Here is a 15,041-nt window from a genome sequence, read left to right as displayed (position 1 = left end):
TGAGGGCGGTCCGCCGGGGTCAGGCGGTGGCGAAGGCAGAGCGCCGGCGGCTCTCCACCTCGGCGGCGAGCTCCGGAGCCCGGTCCAGGGCCTCCGGCAGGCCGCACGAGGCCAGCCAGTTTGCCAGCATGGTGTGGCCGCCCTCGGTCAGCACCGACTCGGGGTGGAACTGCACACCCTCGATCGGCAGAGTGCGGTGCCGCATGGCCATGACCACGCCGGACTGCGTCCAGCCGGTCACCTCGATCTCCTCCGGCAGGGTCTCCGGCAGGACGGCCAGCGAGTGGTAGCGGGTGGCAGTGAACGGATCGGGCAGGCCGGCCAGGACACCGGTGCCCTTGTGCTGCACCGTCGAGGTCTTGCCGTGCAGCAGCTCCGGGGCGCGGGTGACGGTGCCACCGAACGCGGCGCCGATCGCCTGGTGGCCGAGGCAGACGCCGAACATGGGCAGCTTGCCCGCGTACTCGGCGATGACGTCCATCATGATGCCGGCGCGTTCCGGCGTACCCGGGCCGGGGGAGAGCAGCACCCCGGCGGCGCCGAAACCGGCCACGTCGGCCACGGTGATCTCGTCGTTGCGCCGGACCTCGCACTCGGCGCCCAGCTGACCGAGGTACTGCACCAGGTTGAAGACGAACGAGTCGTAGTTGTCGATCACGAGGATGCGCACGGGATCACCTAGCTGGCAGTCGGGGCCGGATTGTTCGTGTGCACGTCGTACGGGATCTCGTCGGGTCCCAGCAGCGAGTCGTCGCCGCCCGGCACCGCGTTCGGGTCCTGCTCTGCTGAGCCGCCCTGCTCGGTGCCGTTGCCCACCTGCACGTCGTCGAACGGCAGCAACGGGGTGGCCCACGGGAAGACGACGTACCAGAGCAGCGCACCGACCATCGTGACCAGGGCCAGCGAACCGGTCAGCTTGCCCCACAGGCCGAAGGGCAGCTTGCGCCAGATCCAGGCATACATCGCTACCTCCTAGGCCTTCGTCTTGCCGATGTCGGCGGGCCGCCCGGCGCCGGGCTGCGAGGCGTCCCGCTTGACGGTGTCGACCAGCTCGGCGTGCACGATGAGCCGCTCGTAGTTGTTGAACTTCGGGTTGCAGGTGGTCAGCGTGAGCATCGCCTTGCTCGCCTTGGCCTTCGGCTTGCCCGGGACCGGGGCCACCACCTCGACGGCGCTGGGCTTGACGATCAGGCTCTCGCTGACTTTGTAGACGTACCAGTTGGTGCGGGTCTCGACGCCGATCACGTCACCCGGCTTGAGCTCGTCCAGCCGCCAGAAGATCCTGCGGATGCGGTGGCCGGCCACCGAGAAGTTGCCGACCTCGCCCGGCTCCGCGGTCTCCGGGTAGTGCCCGGGCGCGTACCGGATGTCTTGCGGCCGTACGCCGTTGACCACGACCCACTGCATGCCCAGCTTGGGGATGTAGAGCCGCCCGACCAGGTTCTTACCGGGGGCGGCGGGCGCCGCCTTGGTGGGCGTGCTCGGCGCGACGGTCGGGTCGTTCCACTGGTCGTCGAGCTCGGTGGCGAGGGTGTCCTGCTCGTTGTCGACCTTGGCCGAGTTGCCGAACACCTCGTACCCGGCGAAGAGCAGCACGATCAACCCGAAGGTGATCATCAGCTCGCCGGAGACCCGGACCGCGGACCGGATGCGGGAACCCAGCGTCGGGCGGGTCAGCTCGGAGTACACGCTCTTGTAACCCTCGTCGGTCTGCTCGGGCCGCAACTTGACGACCTTTTCACCCCGCCGCGGCTTGGCGTCGTCCGCCGCGCCGTCGCCGGGATCGGGATCAGCGGCGACGGCAGCTGCCGCGGCGGCGACCGAAGCGGCACCGACGGTGCCGGACCCGCTGGCCAGAGGGGTACGCACCGGGCTGCTCACATCCGGGACCGACGGGGAACCGGCCTTGGGCCGGACCGAGGGCAGCAGACCGGTCGGCGCATCAGCGGTACGGATGATCGCGGTGGCGGACGGATCCGGCGCCTGACGCGGCGGCAGGGCACCGCTGCCGGCCGCGAGCAGCTCAGGACCGTCCTGATCGCGAGGGCTGCGCCTGCTGCTGGGGACCGCCGGACGGTCCCCCGTGACCGGCGGGGTGGGCGTGCTCGGGGACCAGTCGCCGCCCGGGGTCGCGCGGCGGTCGCTGCGGGACCGGAAAGCATCCGCCACCGAAGGGGTCCCGCCGGCGAAGGCGCTCGAGGCGAGCCGATCCCGTCCGGAACCGTAGGCACCGTTCGAGGACTGCTGGTCCGCGCCGGTGGGCCGGCGGCCGAAGCCGTTCGCCGCCTCGGCATGGCCGGTGTCCTGGCGGTAGCCGCCCGAAGGCTCTGGATACGTCTCCGGAGCCGGCGGACTGTCGGCCCCCCTGAAGCTGTCGGAGAGGGCCCGGCGCGGCATGGTCTCGTCCGCGGCCGTACGGCGGGGCGCGATGTCCTCCGCGGCGGCGCGGCGCGGCATGGCCTCGGCTGCCGTCGCGGGGTGTGGCGTCGCGTATCCGTTGATCGACACGGGCTGCCCGTCAGGCGCGATCGCGGTGGGCTCGAAGGGGTGCTCGGCCGGTCCGCCGCGCCGCGATGCCCGGTCCTGACCACGGAAGCTGCTGGTCGGCGCTGGATAGACGTCGTTGTCCGCGCTGTGCGCCGGACGCGGGACCGAGCGGTCCGGGCCCTCGGCGGTCAGCGCCGCTTCCCGGGCGACCCGGGCCTCCTCGGCCGCGGCCGCGAAGAAGTCGAAGCCGGCGGGGGGTGCAGGAGCGGGCGCGGCCACCGGCACAACCGGGGGCACAGGCACCGCGGCCGCTGCACTGGTGACGGCGGGAGAATCTGTCCGCGCCGCCGCCCGGGCAGCCGCGGCAGCACGAGCCACCACCGGATCAACCGGCCCGGAAGGCGTCTCGGTTCGCAGCACAGCGGTGTCGGCGGCCGAGACCGGCGCATCGGGCCCGGTAGCGCCGGCCGGGGCGGTGGGTGCCCGGAAGGCCGGTGCGGACGAGGAAGAAGCCTGAGCGGGCACTGAAGGGCCCTGCGCGGGCGACGTCGGATGGGTCTGGACCACCGGACCGGAAGGGGCGGGCCACGGCGCGGCCGGGCCGAGGCTGGGCGGTGGGTCCAGCGGACCGCCGGGTACGCCGTCCGGCGAGGCGTCGGTGATCCGGGGGATGAACGCCGTCTGGGCGTCGCCGTCCGGTGCGCGGTGCCGACCGGAGTTAGCCGCGCCCGACCGGGGGTCCGACGTGTCCATCACTCCGTGGCCTCGGCGGATCGGAGGTCACTCGACCCGTCGTACGCCCGCACAGTCACGTTCCTCTCGACGGTTTCCTGATAGCCGAGTCCGAAGTCGGCCACTGCGGCACGGAATTGCTGGACTCCCTCTGCGGACTCCAACGCGCGATGCATCGCCGTGGGTTCGCCGATCGCCGTGATCTTGAATGGCGGCGAGAAGACCTGGCCGTGGAGCAGCAGCGTGTTGCCGACACAGCGTACCGCGCTCGTGGAGATGACGCGGACATCCATGATCGCCATTGCCTCGGCCCCACCTGCCCACAATGCGTTCACCACCGCCTGGACGTCACCCTGGTGGACGACGAGATCGTCGTTCTCGGGGGCGTCCGTGCCCGTGCCGGTGGTCCGCTGCGGGGAGTCGTTCAGCACGACCGTGATGCCGGGACCGCGCAGGGCGGTGAACCCCGCACCCCCGCGCATCGCGTCCGCGCGCTGGCGGGCGCGCTTGACCGGTTCGTCGACGTTCGCCAGCTTCGCCGCGTCCTGGTCGACGGCCGCGCGCAGGCCGGCGGCCCTCTGCTCACGATCCTCGAGCCGGGTGCGCTTGTCGGCGATGAGCTGGGCGAGCTGCGGCCGGCGGTCGTCGCGCAGCGCGGTGCCGTCCGCCGTCGTCGCCGAGGTGGTGAACAACAGGCCGGCTGCCAGTCCGATCAGTGGGACCGCGACCGACCATCCGCGCTGCCGTTGAGCCTTGCGACGGGGGCGTAGTCCGCCCAGGGCTCGTCGCAGGACAAGTCGCCACGAGGGCGCCCCCGTGGTGTACTCCACGTCGGTTGTCCTCCCTGGCTCGGCCGAAAAACGCACCGGCGGGTGCCTGTACGCGCGCCGCCTTGACTACGCTAGCTATCGAACAGTATTCGCCACGGGCAGCATTCGGGGTCCCCGGAGCCGCTCAGGGGTGGGTTGTTCACCACTTGTTGCCCTCAGGAGAGCACCGTGCCGAAGTCACAGGTTCGCAAGAAGAAGGTCTACACCCCGCCGACGGACATTCGTCCGGCCGCGACAGCGGCGTCGAAGAAGCCGAGTCCGGTGTGGGTGCCCATCACGGCAGTCGCGCTGATCGTCTTCGGCATCAGCTGGCTGGTGGTGTACTACCTCTCGGAGCAGCAGTACCCCGTCGAGGCCTGGCGGTACTGGAACCTCCTGGTCGGCTTCGGCTGCATGGTCGCCTCGCTGGGCATCCTGTCCCGCTGGCGCTAGTGCCGAGCCTGCCGTGCGGCCCCCGGGCCACGCGGTAGCGTGATCTTCGTCTGAATTGTCCGGCAGCGCACCCCGGCGCGGGGTGCGCTTTCGACTGTGCTCGGCCGGACGACCGCAACACCTTCCCGGACTGCCGCTCGCATTCTGATTACTCATGGGTAACATAGGTCGGCGAGCCAGCTGACTCCAGGAGGCGCAACCACATGGGCACAGTGCAGATCGTCGCGACCGTCCTGGTGGGCGTCGTCACCCTTGTCGCCGTTGTGCTCGCGGTGCGGGCTGTCATGCAGATCACCGCGGTGATCCGGCAGGGCCGGCCCGACCCGGAACGGTTCACCGACAAGGGCACCCGCACCCGGACCATGCTGGTCGAGACCCTGGGTCACACCCGCATGCTCAAGTGGAGCGTGATCGGGGCCGCGCACTGGCTCGTCATGGTCTCGTTCATGATCCTGTTCCTGCTGGTGCTCGAGGCCTACTTCGAGGTGGCCGACCCCGCCGGCGGTCTGCCGATCATCGGGCACTGGACGGTGTACGGCCTGGTCACCGAGGTCATCGGCGTCCTGGGCCTGGTCGGCATCCTGGTGCTGATCGCCATCCGCCAGCGCGACAAGCGCCAGAAGGTCTCCCGCTTCACCGGCTCCACGATGTGGCAGGGCTACTTCGTCGAGGCGGTCATCGTCGGCGTCCTGATCTGCGGCTTCCTGATCCGCGGTTTCAAGGTCGCCAACGACACCTTCGAGTACGCCGCCTGGGCCACCCCGGTCAGCCATGGCGTCGGCGCGCTGCTGCCCGCCGCGGCCGACGGTCCGACCTGGGTGGCGCTGGTCAAGATCTTCATCTCCATGGGCTGGCTGATCACCATCGCGCTGAACGTGACGATGGGCGTCGCCTGGCACCGCTTCCTGGCGTTCTTCAACATCTTCTTCAAGCGCAGCCCGGAGAAGCCGGCCGGCTCGGGCCTGGGTGCGCTCAAGCCGATGATGAGCGACGGCAAGCCGCTCGACTTCGAGGAGGCCGACCCGGAGAAGGACCAGTTCGGGGTCGCCCAGGTCGAGCAGTTCACCTGGAAGGGCCTGCTCGACTTCTCCACCTGCACCGAGTGCGGCCGCTGCCAGTCGCAGTGCCCGGCATGGAACACCGCCAAGCCGCTCTCGCCCAAGCTGCTCGTCCTCTCGCTCAGGGACCACGCCTACGCCAAGGCGCCGTACCTGCTCGGCGGGGGCGGCAAGGATCTGACCGGCGAGGAGAAGGCCACCGAGGCCCAGCTCGCGCACATGGACGTGCTGGCCTTGGCCGAGGGCAACCGGCCGCTGATCGGCACCGAGGCCGAGGGCGGCGTGATCGACCCGGACGTGCTCTGGTCCTGCACCACCTGCGGCGCCTGCGTCGAGCAGTGCCCGGTGGACATCGAGCACGTCGACCACATCGTCGACATGCGCCGCTACCAGGTGCTGATCGAGTCGAGCTTCCCGGCCGAGGCCGGTGTCATGCTGCGCAACCTGGAGAACAAGGGCAACCCCTGGGGTGCGCCGCAGAACACCCGCGAGGACTGGACCAAGGGCCTCGACTTCGAGGTGCCCCGGGTCGGCGAGACCGAGGACTTCGACTACCTGTTCTGGGTCGGCTGCGCCGGCGCCTTCGAGGACCGGGCGAAGAAGACCACCCGCGCGGTCGCCACTCTGCTGCACGAGGCCGGCGTCAAGTACGCCATCCTCGGCGAGGGCGAGACCTGCACCGGCGACCCGGCCCGCCGGATCGGCAACGAGTTCGTCTTCCAGATGCTGGCCCAGCAGAACGTCGAGACGCTGCAGGAAGCCAACGTCAAGCGGATCGTCGCGACCTGCCCGCACTGCTTCAACACCCTGGGCAACGAGTACTCGCAGCTGGGCCTCGAGGTCGAGGTCGTGCACCACACCCAGCTGCTCGCCCACCTGGTCAAGGAGGGCAAGCTCACGCCCGTCCAGCCGATCGAGGGCGACGTGACCTACCACGACCCCTGCTACCTGGGCCGGCACAACCGGGTCTTCGACGCTCCCCGCGAGGTGCTGGGCGAGGCGGCCAACCTCGTGGAGATGCCGCGCAACTCCGAGCGGTCCTTCTGCTGCGGCGCCGGTGGTGCCCGCATGTGGATGGAGGAGAAGATCGGCAAGCGGATCAACGTGGAGCGCACCGAGGAGGCTCTGGCCACCGGCGCGAAGACCATCGCCGTGGGCTGCCCGTTCTGCTACACGATGATCGGCGACGGGGTCACCGGCAAGGGCGAGCAGGAGAACGTCGAGGTCGTCGACGTGGCGAGCGTGCTGCTCCGGTCGATCAAGGGCGACAAGGCGCCCGCCTGACGGTCAGGAGGTCGCCGCGCTCACGGTGGAGGCGGCGACCACCGCGACGATGACCGCGGTCTGGAGCTCCTCGACGGTCTGCCGGACCGCCGAGGCGGCCCAGTCGCCCGCCGAGATCTCGCGGAGCCGCTCGACGACCCGCTTGCGGTCCCGCGAGCCGAAGACCTTGCGGTCGAGGTTCGTCGCGGCCACCAGGGCACAGAGCGCAGCGGTACGCGGGTCGACCGGCCCCGTCCCGGAGACCGCTGCCGTCAGCCGTTGCCGCGCCTGCGTCTCGGGGACCGGCTCCACCCCGTTCGGCGCCGGATAGCGCGTACGCGGGAAGACCAGCAGCACCTTGTCCTGCTCGCGGGTCAGCACGCCCTGGTCGACGAGCCCGTCCAGGGCCGGCTTCCGGGTGTCGGCGAATTTCCTGACCCAGTGGGCGGGCTTGCGTGGCCGGCCGTCGGCCACGATCCGCTCGAGAGCCTGATCGACCAGCGGGTCGCCGGTGGCCGCCGGGTCCAGCACGACGACCTTCTTGTCCTCGACGCCGACCCGGCCGCTGATCGCCAGCTCCAGCAGCAGGGCGCCACCCAGGCCGTGGTCGAGGCGGACGCTGTCGGTGTCGGGCACGCCGTCGTCGCCGTAGGCGAGCAGCACGAACTCTTCGGCGAGGTTCATGACCCGACGGTAGCCGGGTGATCCGCGGCACCGGCCACGACCGCCCGCACGATGCCGCGTTCCGGCACAATGAGGGCCGAGGTGAACCGATCATGGACGGCCCGCTCCTGACGACGGTGCTCCCGTTGGCTGCCTTCGCGTTGCTCACGGCGGGCAACGCGTTCTTCGTCGCCGCCGAGTTCGGCCTGGTCACGGTCGACCGGGTGGAGATCGGCAAGCGCGCCGACAGGGGTGACCGGCGCGCGCGTACGGTCCGGAACGCCCTGCACGAGCTCTCCTTTCAGCTCTCCGGCACCCAGCTCGGGATCACCCTCACCGCCCTGCTGACCGGCTATCTGGCCGAGCCCGCGCTGTCCCGGCTCTTCCGGCCGGCCGTCGAGCCGATCGCCGGTGGCGCCACCGAGACCGTCACGCACGTGCTCGCGCTGGTGCTCGCCACGATCGTCTCCATGCTCTTCGGCGAGCTGGTGCCCAAGAATGCGGCCCTGGCCCGGCCGATGCGCGTCGCGCTGGCCACCGCCGCCCCCTTGCGCGCCTTCTCCAAGCTCTTCAAGTGGCTGATCGGCACGCTCAACGGCTCGGCGAACTGGCTGGTCCGCCGGATGGGCATCGAGCCGCAGGAGGAGCTGGCCAGCGCCCGTTCCCCCGAGGAGCTCGGCCTGCTGGCCGCGATCAGCGCCCGGGCCGGCGCGCTGCCGACGGAGACGGCGACGCTGCTGCGGCGCACGATCCGCTTCGGCGAGAAGCGCGCGGCGAAGGCGATGACCCCGCGCGTCGACGTGGTCGGGCTCAAGACCACCGCGAGCGTCGCGGACCTCATCAAGGCGGCGCGCGAGACCGGCCACACCCGCTTCCCCGTGTACGAGTCGACGCTCGACCTCGTCGTCGGCGTGGTCGGGGTGTCGGACGCCCTCGGGGTCCCGCCCGAGCGCCGGGCCTCCACCGCGGTGTCCACGGTCGCGCGCGAGCCGGTCCTGGTGCCGGAGAGCCTCGTCCTGGACAAGGTCCTGGCCGCCCTGCGCGCCGCTGACGCCGACATGGCGATCGTCGTCGACGAGTACGGCGGCACCGACGGCGTGGTCACGGTCGAGGACCTGGTCGAGGAGCTGGTCGGCGAGATCGCGGACGAGTACGACGTGGACTTCCCCGACGCCGGCAGCGAGGGGCTGACCGCCCCCGGTGACGACAAGAAGTTCCTGGTCGACGGGCTGCTGCGGGAGGACGAGGTGGCTGAGCAGACCGGCTTCCGGCTGCCCGAGGGCCCGTACGAGACGCTCGCCGGCTTCCTGCTCTCCCGGCTCGGGCACATCCCGGTCGTCGGTGAGTCGCTCGAGGACGACGGGTGGGAGTTCACCGTGATCGAGGTCGACCGGCACCGTATCGGGCAGGTCCGGGTGGTTGCGCCGCCGGAGTTCCGATGACTGAGCTGCTGGTCACCGCCGTGCTGCTGCTCGGCAACGCGCTCTTCGTCGGTGGTGAGTTCGCGCTCATCGCCTCCCGCCGTACCGCTCTCGAGCCGCTGGCCGCCACGTCCCGGCCCGCCCGCTGGGCCCTGTCGGCGATGAACCAGATCCCCCTGATGATCGCCGGCGCCCAGCTGGGCATCACCATCTGCTCGCTGGGCCTCGGCGCGATCGCCGAGCCGGCCCTGGCGCACCTGCTGGAGGGCCCGTTCACCGCGATCGGGATGCCGGAGAACGCGATCCACCCGGTGGCCTTCGTGCTGGCCCTGGGCGCGGTCGTCTTCCTGCACACCGTCGTCGGCGAGATGGTCCCGAAGAACATCACCCTGGCCGGCCCGGAACGCTCCGCGCTGGTGCTGGGGCCGTTCATGCTCGCGTTCTGCACGGCGACCAAGCCGTTGCTGGTCGCGATGCGCTGGGCCTCGCGGATGGTGTTGTCGCTGTGGAAGATCGAGGCCACCGACGCGGTCAAGACCGTGTTCACCGCCGAGGAACTGGCCGGCATGGTCACCCAGGCGCGGGCCGAGGGCCTGCTCGGCACCGAGCAGTACGCCCGCATCCACGCCGCGCTGGGCCTCAACGACCGGACCGCGGCCGACACCCTGCAGCCCTGGGCGGGCGTGACCACCGTCGCCGACGACGCGTCGCCGGCGACCATCGAGGCGGTGGCGACCCGCAGCGGCCGGTCGCGGCTGCCGGTCGTGCAGCGCGAGACCCGGCTGGTGCTGGGCTTCGTGCACGTCAAGGACCTCCTCGGGTACGAGGGAGCGCAGCGCAGCCTGCCCATGCCGGCCGAGATGATCCGCCCGCTGGCCGTGGTGTCGCCGGACCGGACGCTGGCCGACCTGTTGCTGACCATGCGGCGCGACCGGCGGCACATCGTGCTGGTGAGTGACGGAAGGCGGCCGCTCGGCGTGATCGCCCTGGACGACGTCCTGCACGCCGTCATCGGGGAGCCCTCCGTTCGGCCGACCTCGTAAGGGTGCTTTAGCCCACATTTGCGCTCGAACGGAGTTTGTACCCGCTAGTTAAACCGGCGATCCGGACAATAACCGCATGTTCGACTCTCGACGGTTCCCGCGAGGCGCACGCCGGCGCGTCACCCCCCTCGGCGCGCTGGTTGCGACCGCCGCCCTCGGCTCCGGCCTGTTCGCGGCCCAGCTGGTCCAGCCCAGCACCACCCCATCCCGGATCAGCTCGCAGTACGTCGCCCTCCAGCCGCGCCCGTCCGGCGGCGTGCTCACCAGCACGAATCTCGGCTTCGCCGCCGTACCTCCGGCGGGCGGCCGGGTGGGAGTGGCCAAGTCCCCGGTCACCGTCCGGTACACGTTCGACGGTGGCGTGAACCAGCCCCTGACCGACACGCACGGCGCGTACGCCCTGCGCGCGCTCGGTCAGAACGGCGGCACCCTGAGCCTGGTCCCGCAGGGCAACGGCCTGGCCGTGCAGTACCCGACCCGCTGCACCCTGGCCCGCGAAAGGCAGTGCCCCCGCGCGATCCTCGAAGGCTTCCGCGACGACGCCCTCAACCCCGGCACCCGCCCGATGCGCTACGGCGCGTCGATCATGATGACCCACCGGGACCTGGCCGACGGCGCGAACGTCTTCCAGAAGGGCTACTCGGTGGGCGGGGTGAGCCAGTTCAAACTGCAGGTGGACCACCGGCAGGGCCACCCGAGCTGCGTGATCGCGGGCCGGACCCAGATCTACCGGGCGGAACCCCTGATCGACGTGGCGGACGGCCGCTGGCACAACCTGATGTGCGCCCGTACCCGGGACCGCCTGACCTTGATCGTCGACGGCCAGGAACGCGCGTGGGTCCGGCTCCCGGCGAACCTGTCGATCGCCAACGCGGAACCGCTGCGGGTGGGCGGCAAGGGCGCGGGCAGGGGAAACGACCAGTTCTCCGGCCAGATCGACAACGTCTTCCTGACCATCGCCTGAGGGCTCAGAGGCCGCCGATCGCCGCGATCTCGACATTGTCGGCCGGGCACCGCCACACTGCCCGCTCCTGACTCTCGACCGCGGCCAGCGGATGGCTCTGCGGGTGACGGGGGCAGGGCGGCCAGTTGGTGGGCCGGCCCAGCGACCACAACGCCTCGACCGCCCAATCCTGCACCCGGTCAGCGAGCTCGGCGACCTGGTGGTGGAACGGCTGCCCGAGTGCGACCGAGATCCCCTGCCCGGACCCGTCCTGGGCGAAGAGGTAGGCGCTCGCGGTGGCGGGCAGGTCGTTCCACTCCTTGTCGCGGATCTCGGGAAGAACGCCCTCGGGTCGGCCGAGGTCGGTCAGGATCGGTGCCAGGGCAGCGGCCAGCTCGGGATGCACCCATCCAGTCTGCTACCACCGCGAAGTCGGATGAAGTCCGATCGCTCCCTCCCTACACTCGCAGCGGTGAGCTACGGGACCTATGAGCGGCGGGTGCGCAACGATTCGCTGCCGCACGGTGTGCGCCTCGCCGCATTCAATGGCTGCCTGGAGCGCTACCGCCCGATCGGATGGGAGGCGTCACTCGGCTACCTGGAGCTGTGCGCCGGCCCGTTGGAGCGCGATACCTCGGCATTGCTCCGAGCGGTGGACATGTTGACCACAAGCAGAAACCTGTGGCTCGTCGAACGCGCGGCGTACGAGGAGACCCGGCGTGCCGCCAAACGCTGCGGCCGGCGTACAGCCGGAAAGAACGAGCCGTCCCCCGGTGGGGAGTGGCTCTGGCTCGGTGCGGAGCGCGCCGCGGCCTTGTTCGCCCTCGAGTTCGAATACCGCAGTCGAGGGGCTGTGCAGCCTGGCCTGAAACCGCTGGTTGAGCGCAGCCTGGCCAACGGTGGTGTGCTGGACGCGAAGGACCGCGCTCTCCTCAGCCGGCTACGGGCGGATGTCGACTATTACCGCACCCGCGGCTTCTACCGGGAGAAGCCCGACTGGATGGCCTGGCACCGGTCGTCGGACACCTTTCGCCTGCTCGCTCACATCCGCAACGCCGCCTACGCCCGCAACTAATCCTGCGCGCTCGTGCCTTGGCGGAGGCGTTAACCGCCCGTGGCACGCCGTCACCGGCTATGCGTTGTCAGCTACCTGCCAAGGGCGCCATTCGAGCATGCTGGCCTGCCCCGGAAAAGCTACGGCCGACGTTCGATACTCGATGACTTTGGAGCCGTCCGGCCGTACCTCGACATTCTTGTCGAGAGTCACGCCGCCCAGCTGCACGATCGAAATATCGAGGTCGTCCACAGCGTCTCCGCGAATCAGGAACACCTGTTCCAGGACGACTCTGTTCTGAAACAGGGGAAAGTAGTCGGATCTTCTCCGGGTCGTCGCGACTTTCCGCAAGTTCTCGTATTCGCCCCGGAAGGGGATTTTAGCCGCATCGGTCAACGTGGACTGGTCAAGTACGGTGCGTCCGCTGCTCTGAATCTTGAGCGCGTTGAGAAGCTGGAGATCTCGCCCAGAATATTCGACGCCTTTGGTATGCCGGCTACGGAATGACCAGAGCTTGTATTCAGACGGAGTGCCGTCATGTCTGGCGAAGACGAAGACCGTGTCCAAGGGCCGGAATCCCCTCCGGTCGAGCACGACCCCTTCAGCTCGAACCAGCACCTCCAGCTCGACAGTGTCATCGCGGCGGTTGTCGCTTCGCGAGAGGTTGATCTCGTAGGTGCATCTCCGTATGTAACCGCTGGGTGCCGCCAGCGCCTGCAGACCTTCTTTGAAGTCATCGGGGGCATCTGGGCTGAAGATCGACCAGTACAGATCTCGGCCCCACTCTACGGCGAGTTGGTGTTGCGCCAGAGGGTCGACGAGAAGAGACAGGACGACGGCCACGATCAACGCCTCCCCGAGTGAATTCAGTACACCTTTCCAGGGGAAACCCGGCCCCGTTTGGATGATGTTGGAGTTGGCAAGCAGAGTGAGGGCGATGCCGGCCAGCAGTGTTAGCGACAGTCCCACGACAAAGATCGGACGTCTATGAATGAATGCCCAGATCCGACCGCGCACGGCACGTCCTCCTGTCCGCGGCGCACCTCGGATGGACTGATCTTGGACTAGCCTCTACGCCGCCGTGTGTCCATGGTGGCAACGCGCGTCGACGTCGGAAATAGGTCATTCGGGGTATTGCGCAGATAACTTCATGACACTCCGCCCAAGACGGATGCCTGCCATCGCACCATCACTATTCCTGAAGCTTTTCACCTCGACGTGCGGGCACATATGCAAGTGGACCGGCCGGTGACTACGGTCGGCTGCCCGGCTTCACTTCCGCGACCTCCGGCATACCGGAAACACGCTCACATCCACTTGTGCAAGCCGGTAGACCTCATGGCACGGACGGGGCACAGCTCGAGACGTGCCGCGCTGATTCACCAGCACGCCGTGCGAGAGCGGGGCGAGGAGATCCTGGACGCACTCAGGGCCGGGTCACCCGCGACCTTGATCGGGGGACGTGACAGGCACGGTGACTGATCGGCGCCGGAAATGACAAAGACCCAGGTCCGGGATCATGCCCTGGCCTGAGCCTTCGTACGTGGAGCGGGTGACGGGAATCGAACCCGCACTGTCAGCTTGGGAAGCTGATGTTCTGCCATTGAACTACACCCGCGAGCGGCCCCACTGTACCCGATTCCCGGGTCTCGTGGCGGAGCCGCCCCGAGTAGGCACCGGCCGGACCTGGCGCGGCCCAGCTCCCTCCCGAACCTGGCAGCGCCCCGCGACGCAGAGCGGTGGCCGGCCGGTGCCTACGAACGTGCGGCGGCGACCAGCGGGCGGCCTAAGTTGGCGGCCGGGTCGCGCCACGATCGGGTGATCGGTGGGTAGCGCAAGGTCATGGCCAGGGGCAGGGCGCCCGCCCGGCCGTGGCGGCGGAGCATGACTGTGGTGATGTCGAACTCGAACAGGCGCCAGTCGACCATGGGGGAAGCGCGGAGGGCTTCGGCCAGGTGGTTGATCACTGACGGGTCGGTGACCGGGCGGGCGTGGCCGGTCACGTACGCCTCGTCGTCGCTCTCCTCCGGTGGATACGAGTGCAGGGCGTAGCGGCCGTCGCGTTCCAGGTCGCGGCGTTTTGCCGAACTCACCACGAAGCAGTAGAGGCCCTCGTCGGTGATGACCGGCGACACGGGGTGCACGCGGGGCCCGCCGTCGGCGCGGACTGTCGCGAGGTAGCCCATGCCGGGGCCGTACTGCTGGAGCAGTGCGCGGACGGCTGCGGCGAGCTCGGGCTCAGCCGCAGCGAATTCGGACCAGGAAGCCATGCGAACATCATATCGAACATATGTTCTAGTCGACCACTGAACACGCACCCCAATGCCGGTCGGTATGGTGTGGCGATGCTGCTCTCCGACCGTGACCTGGTCTCCGAGATCAAGTCGGAAAATCTCGCTCTCGAGCCGTTCGCGCCGGAGCTGATGCAGCCGTCCAGCATCGACGTCCGGCTGGACCGCTTCTTCCGCGTGTTCAACAACCACCTGTACACGCACATCGACCCGGCCGAGCAGCAGGACGACCTGACCGCCGAGGTGGAGACCGCCGACGGTGAGCCGTTCGTGCTGCACCCGGGCGAGTTCGTGCTGGCCTCGACACTCGAAGTCATCACGCTCGGTGACCAGCTCGCCGGTCGCCTGGAGGGCAAGAGCAGCCTCGGCCGCCTCGGCCTGCTGACCCACTCGACCGCCGGCTTCATCGACCCGGGCTTCTCCGGGCACGTGACGCTGGAGTTGTCCAATGTGGCCAACCTGCCGATCAAGCTGTGGCCGGGCATGAAGATCGGCCAGCTCTGCATCTTCCGCCTGTCGTCCCCGGCGGAGCACCCCTACGGCTCGGCCGTCTACGGCTCGCGCTACCAGGGCCAGCGCGGCCCGACCCCGAGCCGCAGCCACCACAACTTCCGTACCTGGCCGACGGCCTGACAAGCCAAGACGCCTGACGGATCAAAGCGCCTGACGGGCCAAGGCCAGGATCAAGGCCAAGGTCAAGAGCAGAGCCAAAATCAAGGTCATGTCGTGCCTGGTTGCATGGCTCGGACCGTCGCTCCCGCCGAGGCCGGGCGAGGGCGGCCATTCGCCTGGCGGCTCATGAACCAATGCCACTCAGCTTAGGT

15 protein-coding genes and 1 tRNA gene are annotated in these 15,041 nt (G+C 69.5%); 7 read left to right on the top strand and 9 right to left on the bottom strand.

Going from position 1 to position 15,041, the window contains the following annotated elements:
• Positions 1-19: 19 nt before the first annotated feature.
• The 4 genes from Aau02nite_RS31665 to Aau02nite_RS31650 are packed head-to-tail and all read right to left on the bottom strand — an operon-like array spanning position 20 to position 4,049.
• The gene (locus Aau02nite_RS31665) at positions 20-670 is read right to left on the bottom strand and encodes an aminodeoxychorismate/anthranilate synthase component II (RefSeq protein ID WP_212992269.1); all 651 of its coding nucleotides are present in this window, start codon (positions 668-670) and stop codon (positions 20-22) included.
• Positions 671-678: 8 nt separating this feature from the next.
• The gene (locus Aau02nite_RS31660; RefSeq protein WP_212992268.1) at positions 679-963 is read right to left on the bottom strand and encodes a hypothetical protein; all 285 of its coding nucleotides are present in this window, start codon (positions 961-963) and stop codon (positions 679-681) included.
• Between the two features lie 9 nt (positions 964-972).
• Complete coding sequence (locus Aau02nite_RS31655) at positions 973-3,240, bottom strand: class E sortase (protein ID WP_246595592.1); 2,268 nt, start codon at positions 3,238-3,240, stop codon at positions 973-975.
• Positions 3,240-4,049 carry a DUF881 domain-containing protein gene (locus Aau02nite_RS31650; protein WP_212992267.1) on the bottom strand — a complete coding sequence of 270 codons (810 nt, stop codon included), beginning with the start codon at positions 4,047-4,049 and terminating at the stop codon, positions 3,240-3,242. Before Aau02nite_RS31650 ends, Aau02nite_RS31655 begins: the two co-directional genes overlap by 1 nt.
• Positions 4,050-4,217: 168 nt before the next feature.
• On the opposite strand from Aau02nite_RS31650, the gene Aau02nite_RS31645 reads away from it, so the two are divergent.
• Together Aau02nite_RS31645 and Aau02nite_RS31640 are read left to right on the top strand one after the other, a co-directional pair.
• Entirely contained in the window at positions 4,218-4,481 is a 264-nt protein-coding gene (locus Aau02nite_RS31645) for a cell division protein CrgA (RefSeq protein WP_212992266.1), read from the top strand.
• Positions 4,482-4,684: 203 nt separating this feature from the next.
• The gene (locus tag Aau02nite_RS31640; RefSeq protein WP_212992265.1) at positions 4,685-6,823 is read left to right on the top strand and encodes a (Fe-S)-binding protein; all 2,139 of its coding nucleotides are present in this window, start codon (positions 4,685-4,687) and stop codon (positions 6,821-6,823) included.
• A gap of 3 nt (positions 6,824-6,826) precedes the next feature.
• Here Aau02nite_RS31640 and Aau02nite_RS31635 read toward each other — a convergent pair whose 3' ends face one another.
• Positions 6,827-7,486 (bottom strand): GOLPH3/VPS74 family protein, encoded by a 660-nt coding sequence (locus tag Aau02nite_RS31635; protein ID WP_212992264.1) that lies wholly within the window; start codon positions 7,484-7,486, stop codon positions 6,827-6,829.
• Between the two features lie 92 nt (positions 7,487-7,578).
• On the opposite strand from Aau02nite_RS31635, the gene Aau02nite_RS31630 reads away from it, so the two are divergent.
• From Aau02nite_RS31630 to Aau02nite_RS31620, 3 genes are all read left to right on the top strand, one after another.
• Positions 7,579-8,907 (top strand): hemolysin family protein, encoded by a 1,329-nt coding sequence (locus tag Aau02nite_RS31630; protein ID WP_212992263.1) that lies wholly within the window; start codon positions 7,579-7,581, stop codon positions 8,905-8,907.
• The gene (locus Aau02nite_RS31625) at positions 8,904-9,929 is read left to right on the top strand and encodes a hemolysin family protein (protein WP_212992262.1); all 1,026 of its coding nucleotides are present in this window, start codon (positions 8,904-8,906) and stop codon (positions 9,927-9,929) included. Before Aau02nite_RS31630 ends, Aau02nite_RS31625 begins: the two co-directional genes overlap by 4 nt.
• A gap of 76 nt (positions 9,930-10,005) precedes the next feature.
• Complete coding sequence (locus tag Aau02nite_RS31620) at positions 10,006-10,893, top strand: LamG domain-containing protein (protein WP_212992261.1); 888 nt, start codon at positions 10,006-10,008, stop codon at positions 10,891-10,893.
• Between the two features lie 4 nt (positions 10,894-10,897).
• On the opposite strand, the gene Aau02nite_RS31615 is transcribed toward Aau02nite_RS31620, so the two are convergent.
• A complete protein-coding gene (locus Aau02nite_RS31615) occupies positions 10,898-11,278 on the bottom strand; it encodes a hypothetical protein (RefSeq protein ID WP_212992260.1) in 381 nt (126 codons plus the stop codon).
• A gap of 66 nt (positions 11,279-11,344) precedes the next feature.
• Between Aau02nite_RS31615 and Aau02nite_RS31610 the strand changes: the two genes are divergently transcribed.
• Positions 11,345-11,947 carry a hypothetical protein gene (locus tag Aau02nite_RS31610; RefSeq protein ID WP_212992259.1) on the top strand — a complete coding sequence of 201 codons (603 nt, stop codon included), beginning with the start codon at positions 11,345-11,347 and terminating at the stop codon, positions 11,945-11,947.
• 57 nt (positions 11,948-12,004) lie between these two features.
• Here the strand turns inward: Aau02nite_RS31610 and Aau02nite_RS31605 are convergent, their stop codons facing one another.
• The 3 genes from Aau02nite_RS31605 to Aau02nite_RS31595 form a co-directional block, all read right to left on the bottom strand.
• Complete coding sequence (locus Aau02nite_RS31605) at positions 12,005-12,895, bottom strand: hypothetical protein (RefSeq protein WP_212992258.1); 891 nt, start codon at positions 12,893-12,895, stop codon at positions 12,005-12,007.
• 575 nt (positions 12,896-13,470) lie between these two features.
• Positions 13,471-13,544: transfer RNA gene (locus Aau02nite_RS31600), tRNA-Gly, on the bottom strand.
• 136 nt (positions 13,545-13,680) lie between these two features.
• On the bottom strand, positions 13,681-14,196 hold the full coding sequence (locus Aau02nite_RS31595) for a pyridoxamine 5'-phosphate oxidase family protein (RefSeq protein WP_212992257.1): 516 nt from the start codon (positions 14,194-14,196) through the stop codon (positions 13,681-13,683).
• Between the two features lie 75 nt (positions 14,197-14,271).
• Between Aau02nite_RS31595 and dcd the strand changes: the two genes are divergently transcribed.
• The gene (dcd, locus tag Aau02nite_RS31590; protein ID WP_212992256.1) at positions 14,272-14,850 is read left to right on the top strand and encodes a dCTP deaminase; all 579 of its coding nucleotides are present in this window, start codon (positions 14,272-14,274) and stop codon (positions 14,848-14,850) included.
• Positions 14,851-15,041: the final 191 nt, after the last annotated feature.

Origin of the sequence: Actinoplanes auranticolor (assembly GCF_018332655.1) — a bacterium.
GTDB classification, from domain to species: Bacteria; Actinomycetota; Actinomycetes; order Mycobacteriales; family Micromonosporaceae; genus Actinoplanes; species Actinoplanes auranticolor.
The sequence above is the reverse complement of the archived record's forward strand: the minus strand, read 5'-3'. Positions and strand labels throughout refer to the sequence as shown.